Genomic DNA, 8,630 nt, shown 5'->3' with positions numbered 1-8,630 from the left:
ATTGGGTTGGATTGGCCCCTCTACCGGCTGAGGAACCTGGCCGAGAGATGTTTCAACAAACTGAAGAATGCTCGGCGGGTGGCTACCCGCTATGATAAGACAGCCGAAAGCTTCCTCGGCTTCGTGGATATCACTTCAATCCGCCTCTAGATCCGCCATTTGTCAACATGACCTAGAGCCTTACACATTAAGCCGTGGAAAGACTGCGAAACTGATGCTGAGCGGTTGGACGTCCACAACGGAATTTTGCTGTCAGCATTATGGGACGCAGCATTCGACAAGGGTCTGGTGACTTTCAAGGACGATGGGACATCTAGATTTTCGAGTAAACTGTCCGCGCCGGCATTGAGCTCGTTGTCCGGACATTCCAAGCGGATCTCTGGTCTAACTGCTGGGCACAAGGAGAACCTGGTCTGGCATCGCGATCAGGTGTTCAATCCTTGAGAAACTGAAATCTATCCTTCCGCACCCGCGTAAGGCGATTTGCTCACTTTTCTCTGCACTATTATCGCGAAACAATGCAGGCTTATGAGCAAATCGTGCAAACTTATGGGGTGCGTGAAGGTTTGTGCGCGCCCCTACAAAAATTCAGAAGTCCAGATTTTCGACGCTCAGAGCATTTTTCTGTATGAATTCACGGCGCGGTTCCACGACATCACCCATCAATTTAGTAAACAGGTCATCAGCTTCGAGCATATCATTCACCCGTACCTGCAACAGCGTCCTTGCATCCGGGTCCAACGTGGTTTCCCACAACTGATCTGGGTTCATCTCGCCCAGTCCCTTATAGCGCTGCAGGGACAAGCCCTTTTCACCCTCTTCCAGAATGGCACGCAACAGGTCCAGCGGACCGTGGATGGCCTGCGACCGGTCGCGGCGGATCAGGGTTGCGGATGTGTTATAGATCTCCTGCAGGCTTTGGGTAAAGCTGCCGGTCTTGCGCGCCTCGCCCGAGCGCAGCATCGGGCCGTCCAGCGTACGCACCTCCTCAACGCCGCGCAGGATACGAGCCAGGCGGATGCCGTGATCCTGCGTGATCCGACCCTGCCAGCCACGTTCGTATTCCAATGCGATCAGGTCAAGACGGGCTGCGACCTTGTCGGCCACGCCTTGCAGATCGGCATCAACCGCACCGGGGACAAAGGCACCGGCCACGGCGGCCTGTTCCAAAATGTGGCGCGGATAGTGCGTCGGGAATGCATCCAGTACGCGTTTCAGCTGGCGCGCTTCGTCAACCACGCGCGCCAAGTCCTGGCCGGTCAATTCCTCGCCCGAACCCAGTTTCAGCACCGCACCCTCGACGCCCTGATTGATCAGGTAGTCATCCAGTGCCGCCTGATCTTTCAGATACACCTCGGACTTACCGCGCGCGACCTTATAAAGCGGCGGCTGCGCGATATACAGGTATCCGCCCTCGATCAGCTCTGGCATCTGCCGGAAGAAGAAGGTCAACAACAGCGTCCGGATATGTGCGCCATCCACATCCGCATCCGTCATGATAACGATCTTGTGGTAGCGCAGCTTTTCGATATTGAACTCATCGCGGCCAATGCCCGTGCCCAGCGCCATTACCAAATTACCGATTTCCTGGCTCGACAGCATCCGGTCGAACCGTGCACGCTCCACGTTCAGGATTTTCCCACGCAGCGGCAACACGGCCTGTGTCAAACGATCCCGACCTGTCTGAGCCGAGCCGCCAGCCGAGTCCCCCTCGACCAGGAAAACTTCGGTCTTTGACGGGTCCTTCTCGGAACAATCCTTCAGCTTGCCGGCCAGATAGTTCACATCCATCGCCGTTTTGCGGCGGGTCAGTTCACGGGCTTTTCGTGCGGCTTCACGGGCCAGAGCAGCCTCGATGATTTTGCCGACGATGATTTTGGCTTCATTTGGGTTTTCTTCAAACCATTCAGCCAGCTTCTCGTTCACCATTCCTTCGACCGCCGGGCGGACCTCGGAACTGACCAGCTTGTCTTTGGTCTGTGAGGAAAACTTTGGATCCGGTACTTTGACCGACAACACGCAGGTTAGGCCCTCGCGCGCGTCATCGCCCGTAAAGCTGACCTTTTCCCTTTTCGCAATGCCGCTAGATTGGGCATAGTTGTTGATCGTGCGGGTCAGCGCACCCCGGAAACCCGCAATATGAGTGCCGCCATCGCGCTGAGGGATGTTGTTGGTAAAGGGAAGAACTGACTCGTGATAGCTGTCATTCCACCACATCGCGATTTCGACACCGATATCGTCCCGCTCACCCTTGATATAGATCGGCTCGGGCATGGCAGACGACTTTGACCGGTCGAGGTATTTGACGAATTCCTTCACGCCGCCCTCATAAAACAGCTCGGTTTCCAGCCGTTCTGCGGGGCGTTCGTCGACCAGGATGATCCGCACACCCGAATTCAGGAAGGCAAGCTCGCGCAGGCGCTTTTCCAGCGTCTCGAACGAGTATTCGAGGTTCGAGAACGTATCAGTCGAGGCCAGAAAGCGCACCTCGGTCCCCGTACGGTCACCACATTCACCGACCACTTTCAGATGCTCGACGGTTTCGCCCCCTTCGAACCGGGCAACATGTTCTTTGCCCTTGCGCCAGACGCGCAGTTCCAACCAGTTGGACAGCGCATTCACAACCGAAACGCCCACGCCGTGCAGACCACCAGACACTTTGTACGAGTTGCTGTCGAACTTACCGCCCGCATGCAGCTGGGTCATGATGACCTCGGCGGCGGACACGCCTTCTTCGGGATGGATATCCACCGGAATCCCGCGACCGTTGTCGCTGACTGAGACGCTGGAATCGGCGTGAATTTTCACTGTCACATGGTCGGCATGACCGGCCAGAGCTTCGTCAATTCCGTTGTCGACAACCTCATACACCATATGGTGCAGACCCGAGCCGTCATCGGTGTCACCGATATACATGCCGGGGCGCTTTCGAACTGCCTCTAAGCCTTTGAGAACCTTGATTGAATCCGCGCCGTATTCCTGCGGTGCCTGTGCGTCTTCGGACATGCCGTTAGTACCTATATTATTTTGGTAACTTATACGTTCTCTGGTGGGGAATGTCACGCGATCCCCCAATATTTTGTGCCAGAGTTTGGATTTTCAGCCGATCAAAGCTGATCGAGGTCTGCGGCGATATCTGCGGCGATTTCCTTGGCGTTGACGTCGCTGCGTTCAGCGGACAATCGCAGGCCCAACAGGTCGGATTGATAGCGCGCCGCAAGCCGCTCTGGATCGTGGTCAGGACCGATCTCTCGGGCCTGTTGCGCCTGCCTAAACAGCGTTGCAAAACATTGCTTCATCTCAGCCATATGCCGGCTGGCTTTATGCGCTAGCTGGTGATCCCTTGCCTGCAATTCGGCAAAGGTCTTGGCGAGCATACAGGCCTGCACCGGCGTTTGGCTGGAATCGATCACAATCTGCGGCTGCGTCTTTAACGCGGCCAGCGGCCCGATGTCTTCTGCCAGCGCTGTCAGCCGCGCTACACCATCCTGCGTGTAACGTTCCAGCGCCAGCGCATAAAGCGCGTCTTTCGACCCAAAGGCCGCATAGAAACTGCCTGGCTTCAACTTCAGCTCACGCTCCAGATCCTTCAACGACGTGCCGGCCCAGCCGTGGCGCCAGAATATGTCGCGGGCCTGCGCGATCAGCGCGTCTCGGTCATAGGCAGGTTTGCGGGGCATCGACATCACCAATTCTTGAACGGTCACTCAAATATATACTTGAGTGATCGCTCAAGAAAGACTATTTCCGACTCAGACATCAAAAAATGGAGCATCCACATGGCCGATTTCCCATCCCACGACCTAACCACCGCCCCCGAAGGGTCCAAACCTCTATTGGAAAAATCTCAGGCCGCGTTTGGCCGCTTGCCCGGTCTGCATAAGGTGATGGCCGAAAGCCCACAGCATCTGGAAGGCTACCAGGTTCTGCATGGTCTCTTCATGCAGACCGATTTCGACAATGACGAAAAAACCGTCGTCTGGCAGACCATCAATGTGGAAAACGAGTGCCACTATTGCGTGCCCGCCCACACCGGCATCGCCAAGATGATGAAGGTATCGGATGACATCACCGAGGCACTGCGCAACGAAACCGCGCTGCCCAATGCCAAGCTAGAGGCGCTGCGGACATTTACGCTGCAGATGATGCAGAGCCGTGGCAATCCCACCGAGGCGCAGCTGCAAGCCTTCTTTGACGCTGGTTATTCGCACCGCGCCGTGTTGGACGTGGTGCTGGGCCTGGCGCAGAAAACCATGTCGAACTACGTCAACCACATGGCACAGACCCCAGTTGACGAAGTAATGCGCGGCTTCTTGTGGGAACGTAAGGTCAGCGAACCGGCCTAATCGACGACCGAGCCCTCATCGCCTTCGGTGACAACCAAGGTCTGGGCCCGGTCCCCCAATTCTGCAAACAGTTCAGGCCCGGTCCCCGTCATCCAGGCCTGAGCCCCCAACGCGCAAATCTCTTCATAAAGCGCGGCGCGGCGCCCGGCATCCAGATGGGCGGCAACCTCATCCAGCAACACAATCGGCGGCGCCCCGACCAACCCGGCCAGTGCCCGCGCATTGGACAGGATCAGGGACACAAGCAGCGCCTTTTGCTCACCGGTTGAACAATCTTTGGCTGGAACACCTTTGGCGGCAAAGACGCCATACAGATCCGACCGGTGCGGCCCGACCAGCGTCCGCCCCGCCGCAAGATCGCGAAAGCGGCTTTCATTCAACGCTTCGCACAGGTCCTCCGCCGTTTCCGGTATGGCGCCTTCGGTTTGAACCAGTTCAAGATCAGCCGACGGAAAACCCGTTTGGGCCTGGTCCTGTGCTGCACGCAGATGATTCAGCGCGGCCACTCGTGCCAAATGAATGCGGTGTCCGGTCTCGGCCATCTGCCCTTCCAGCGCCGCGTACCAATGGGCATCGCGCACCTGCTCTTTCAGCAGCCGGTTTCGTTCGCGCATGGATTTTTCATAAATCAGGGATGCTTCGGCATGGGAGGGATCAAAGCTCAGCGCGATGCGATCGAGAAATCGCCGCCGCCCCTCGGCGCCTTCGATCCACAGCCGGTCCATCGACGGGATCAGCCAGACGACCCGCGCCAGCTTGCCCAGATCGATCTGACTGGCGGATTTGCCATCTATCCGAACCTGCCGCGCTGCGCCAGCTTCGGACCAAGTCTCGATCTCATAGCTCTGGCCCTGCGCTTGCAGCAGACCGGACAGCTTCCAGCCCAGCGCCTCGGGCCGACGCGTCATCTCGGCTGCACTGGCCCGCCGCATGCCGCGGCCGGGTGAAAACATCGAAACAGCTTCAAGGATATTGGTCTTACCCGCGCCGTTAGGTCCGTGAATGGCAACCGGACGGCCATCCAGCGACAAACGCGCCAGTTTGTGAGAGCGAAAATGCGAGACCGTCAGTTCGGTCAGGGCCAAGGTCATGACCCCTCTCTTTCCTCAGCGATCAGCCCCCAAAGCCGATCAGACACGCATCGGCATGACCACATAGACCGCGCTCAGGTCATTGCCTTCGCGCATCAGGGTCGGATCACCAGCGGAGTTGAACAGGAACACCGCGTTTTCGCGATCTACCTGAGAAGCAATTTCCAGCAGGTATTTTGCGTTGAAACCGATCTCGAGCCGTTCATCTGAATATGCGACGGCCAATTCTTCCTCGGCTGCACCGCTGTCCGGTGCATTGACCGAAAGAACCAACTTATCCGTGTCCAGCTGTAGCTTGACCGCGCGCGAACGTTCCGACGAGACCGTCGCAACCCGGTCGACGGCCTGCGCAAACTCAGCCGCATCCACTTCCAGTTGCCGCGTGTTGCCCTGCGGGATGACCCGTGTGTAGTCGGGGAATGTGCCGTCGATCACCTTCGAGGTCAGCGTGATATCCGGCGTTGCAAAGCGCACCTTGGTTTCGCTGACGGAAACGGCGATATCCATCTCGTCATCGTCCAACAGCTTGCGCAACTCACCCACTGTTTTGCGCGGCACGATCACGCCGGGCATGTCCGCAGCCCCATCCGGAAGGTCTGCGTCAATGCGCGCCAGACGGTGACCATCGGTGGCCACACAGCGCAGCACCTTGCCGCCTTCGGAGCCATCTGAAACATGCATATAGACGCCATTCAGATAGTACCGCGTCTCTTCGGTTGAGATGGCGAATTTCGATTTGTCGAACAAACGGCGCAGCAATGCTGCCGAAGCCGTAAAGTTCGACTGGTATTCCGATGAGGCCATAACTGGGAAATCTTCTTTCGGCAGAGTCGCCAGAGAGAAGTTCGATCGCCCGGCTTCAACCGTCAGACGACCTGCCGCACTGTCGGCGGTCAGGGTGACCAGCGCGCCATCGGGCAGTTTGCGCACAATCTCGTGCAGGGTTGTGGCGGCAACCGTGGTGGCGCCGGCCTTTTCCACCTGCGCAGGGGCCTTGTCGACCACTTCGATATCCAGATCGGTGGCGCGGAACATGGCCTGATCGCCTTCGGCCTCGATCAGAACATTAGCAAGTATAGGGATCGTGTTGCGTCGTTCGACGACGGATTGGGCCTGGGAAACGGCCTTGAGAAGGGTGCCGCGTTCGATGCTGATCTTCATACCCTTAATTCCTCTGACTTGCGTGCCGAAAATGGGCGGGACTGGCACGTTAGCGCCTCCGCCCTGAGGCACAAGGATTTTTTATGGATTTCTGAGTCGGTTTGCCCGCAGGGTCAAGAGGCGCGTGACCCTGCGGTCACAGTTCATAGCCAACCGTGGACTATTGCGCACAAAAAAACGCCCCGGCTATCAGGATCCGGGGCGCCTGTTTAATGCCTAGAAGATACTCAGGCTTCCAGCGCGCGACGCAGCATTTCCACGTCTTCGGCGATTTGGCCATCGGTTGTCTTCAGTTCTTCGATGCGTTTGACGCCATGCATGACCGTGGTGTGATCGCGTCCGCCAAACCGACGGCCAATCTCGGGCAAAGAGCGGCTGGTCAGCTGTTTGCACAGATACATCGCCACCTGACGCGGGCGCGCATAGGAGCGCAAACGCTTGGGGCCTATAATGTCGCTAAGGCGGATATTGTAATATTCTGACACTTTGCGCTGAATCTCTTCGACGGTAATCTTGCGTTCTGACGCGCGCAGCACGTCCGCCAGGCAATCCTGCGTCAGCTCCATGTCGATCTCGCGCCCGACAAGCGAGGCAAAGGCAAATAGCCGGGTCAAGGCCCCTTCCAAAACACGCACATTGGTCGAGATGCGATGGGCCAGGAATTCCAGCACACCATCTACGATAGTCACGTCAGGATAGGTGCGGCTGTATTGCTGAACCTTGGTTTGCAGGATGCCCAGACGCAGTTCGTAATCAGTGGGATGCAGATCAACGACCAGACCACATTGCAGGCGTGATTTCACACGGTCCTCCAGGTCCTTGATCTCGCCCGGAGCGCGGTCGGCCGAGATTATGATCTGTTTGTTCTGGTCTACCAGCGCGTTGAAGGTGTGAAAGAACTCTTCCTGAGTCGAATCCTTTCCAGCGATAAACTGGACGTCATCAACCATCAGCACATCGACCGAACGGAACAGGTGTTTGAAGTCCATCATCCGGCGTTCCCGCAGCGCCTGCACAAAGCGGTACATGAACTGTTCCGCCGACAGGTACAGAACATTCAATTCGGGATGTTTGGTCTTTAGTTCCCAAGCGATGGCATGCATCAGGTGGGTTTTACCCAGGCCGACACCGCCATACAGAACCAGCGGGTTAAAAGTCACGGGGCCACCTTCGGACACACGACGCGCGGCGGCATGGGCCAGCTCGTTGGGTTTGCCGACCACAAAGCTGTCAAACGTGAAACGAGAATCCAACGGCGCCGCCTGCAGGGATTCCAACGCATCATTCGCGGTCGCGGATAAAGTCTGCGTTTGCGCTTCCTGAACGCGGGCAGGCGCAGTTGCCACGTCGTTCGAAGGACGTACCGGAGAGTTCGCTGCCACTCGGAACGCGAGGCGCTGTACAGATTCTCCAGCGGTGTTCATCTCATACAGGATAAGATCCGCAAAATTCTGGCTCACATAATTGCCCATAAAGTTCGTCGGAACCGAGAACACCGCTACACCGTCCTGCAGCTCTTGGAATTCAAGAGGTTCGATCCAGGTGGTATAGTTGTTCTTTCCGATCGCCTTGAGCAGTTTGTTACGCAGTAGTCCCCATTTCTCTTGTGTCATTAAGCGCCTCACGCATCCCATTCTTTATTGGCCTGTCGGCCTTATTACTAAGCCCCGGTCGCCCGGATCACGATGTCACTCGCAAAAGGATACCCTGCGCCAAACCGCAGAAGTTTGGCGGGTTTGTCCCTGAAAGTCAGCACAATCCAAACTCGTGACATCCAGCACCTGAATATCCCGAAAAGCGGCCTGCGCTTCGCAATCTTATCTTTAGACAGGGCTCGGATCCTCGGTTACCCCAAGACCCTCAGCAGATCAGCAAACCGGTTTATCCGGATGCCAACATTCGTTCCTCGACCGCTCTGATGCCCGTCAGTACAATCGCAGGAACAGCCTGTCCCCCCAAGCGAGTGAATCGCTGTATCAGTGGTAACAAGAGGCCGACGTCTGCGGCAACGAAACTCTGATATTGACTCGGG

Annotated in this window: 7 protein-coding genes and 1 pseudogene; 3 read left to right on the top strand and 5 right to left on the bottom strand. The window is 57.1% G+C overall.

Features of this window, described 5'->3' with window-relative positions:
* Positions 1-150, top strand: a pseudogene (locus AC2FLB_RS17490) (IS5/IS1182 family transposase); the annotation flags it as partial.
* 36 nt (positions 151-186) lie between these two features.
* The gene (locus AC2FLB_RS17485) at positions 187-444 is read left to right on the top strand and encodes an HNH endonuclease (RefSeq protein WP_496709756.1); all 258 of its coding nucleotides are present in this window, start codon (positions 187-189) and stop codon (positions 442-444) included.
* A gap of 144 nt (positions 445-588) precedes the next feature.
* On the opposite strand, the gene gyrB is transcribed toward AC2FLB_RS17485, so the two are convergent.
* Positions 589-3,006: a DNA topoisomerase (ATP-hydrolyzing) subunit B gene (gene gyrB, locus AC2FLB_RS17480; protein ID WP_271950736.1), complete on the bottom strand. Its 2,418-nt coding sequence runs from the start codon at positions 3,004-3,006 to the stop codon at positions 589-591.
* Between the two features lie 101 nt (positions 3,007-3,107).
* Positions 3,108-3,680, bottom strand: a complete 573-nt coding sequence (locus tag AC2FLB_RS17475) for a TetR/AcrR family transcriptional regulator (protein ID WP_282022488.1) — start codon at positions 3,678-3,680, stop codon at positions 3,108-3,110.
* A gap of 99 nt (positions 3,681-3,779) precedes the next feature.
* Here AC2FLB_RS17475 and AC2FLB_RS17470 point away from each other — a divergent pair, with 99 nt between their 5' ends.
* Complete coding sequence (locus tag AC2FLB_RS17470; protein ID WP_282022489.1) at positions 3,780-4,346, top strand: carboxymuconolactone decarboxylase family protein; 567 nt, start codon at positions 3,780-3,782, stop codon at positions 4,344-4,346.
* Here the strand turns inward: AC2FLB_RS17470 and recF are convergent.
* The 3 genes from recF to dnaA form a co-directional block, all read right to left on the bottom strand.
* Positions 4,343-5,437, bottom strand: a complete 1,095-nt coding sequence (gene recF, locus AC2FLB_RS17465) for a DNA replication/repair protein RecF (protein WP_496709753.1) — start codon at positions 5,435-5,437, stop codon at positions 4,343-4,345. The genes AC2FLB_RS17470 and recF overlap by 4 nt on opposite strands.
* Positions 5,438-5,476: 39 nt before the next feature.
* On the bottom strand, positions 5,477-6,598 hold the full coding sequence (gene dnaN / locus AC2FLB_RS17460; protein ID WP_142638222.1) for a DNA polymerase III subunit beta: 1,122 nt from the start codon (positions 6,596-6,598) through the stop codon (positions 5,477-5,479).
* A 227-nt stretch (positions 6,599-6,825) separates the two neighbouring features.
* Positions 6,826-8,211 (bottom strand): chromosomal replication initiator protein DnaA, encoded by a 1,386-nt coding sequence (dnaA, locus tag AC2FLB_RS17455; protein ID WP_142638224.1) that lies wholly within the window; start codon positions 8,209-8,211, stop codon positions 6,826-6,828.
* Between the last annotated feature and the right edge of the window lie 419 nt (positions 8,212-8,630).

This window comes from Ruegeria sp. CDSA236 (assembly GCF_059611285.1).
The sequence above is the reverse complement of the archived record's forward strand: the minus strand, read 5'-3'. Positions and strand labels throughout refer to the sequence as shown.

Excerpts from the sequence above, each read along its gene's own strand:
- gyrB (WP_271950736.1), bottom strand. The coding sequence starts at position 3,006 with ATGTCCGAAGACGCACAGGCACCGCAGGAATACGGCGCGGATTCAATC.
- AC2FLB_RS17475 (WP_282022488.1), bottom strand. The coding sequence starts at position 3,680 with ATGCCCCGCAAACCTGCCTATGACCGAGACGCGCTGATCGCGCAGGCC.
- AC2FLB_RS17470 (WP_282022489.1), top strand. The coding sequence starts at position 3,780 with ATGGCCGATTTCCCATCCCACGACCTAACCACCGCCCCCGAAGGGTCC.
- recF (WP_496709753.1), bottom strand. The coding sequence starts at position 5,437 with ATGACCTTGGCCCTGACCGAACTGACGGTCTCGCATTTTCGCTCTCAC.
- dnaN (WP_142638222.1), bottom strand. The coding sequence starts at position 6,598 with ATGAAGATCAGCATCGAACGCGGCACCCTTCTCAAGGCCGTTTCCCAG.
- dnaA (WP_142638224.1), bottom strand. The coding sequence starts at position 8,211 with ATGACACAAGAGAAATGGGGACTACTGCGTAACAAACTGCTCAAGGCG.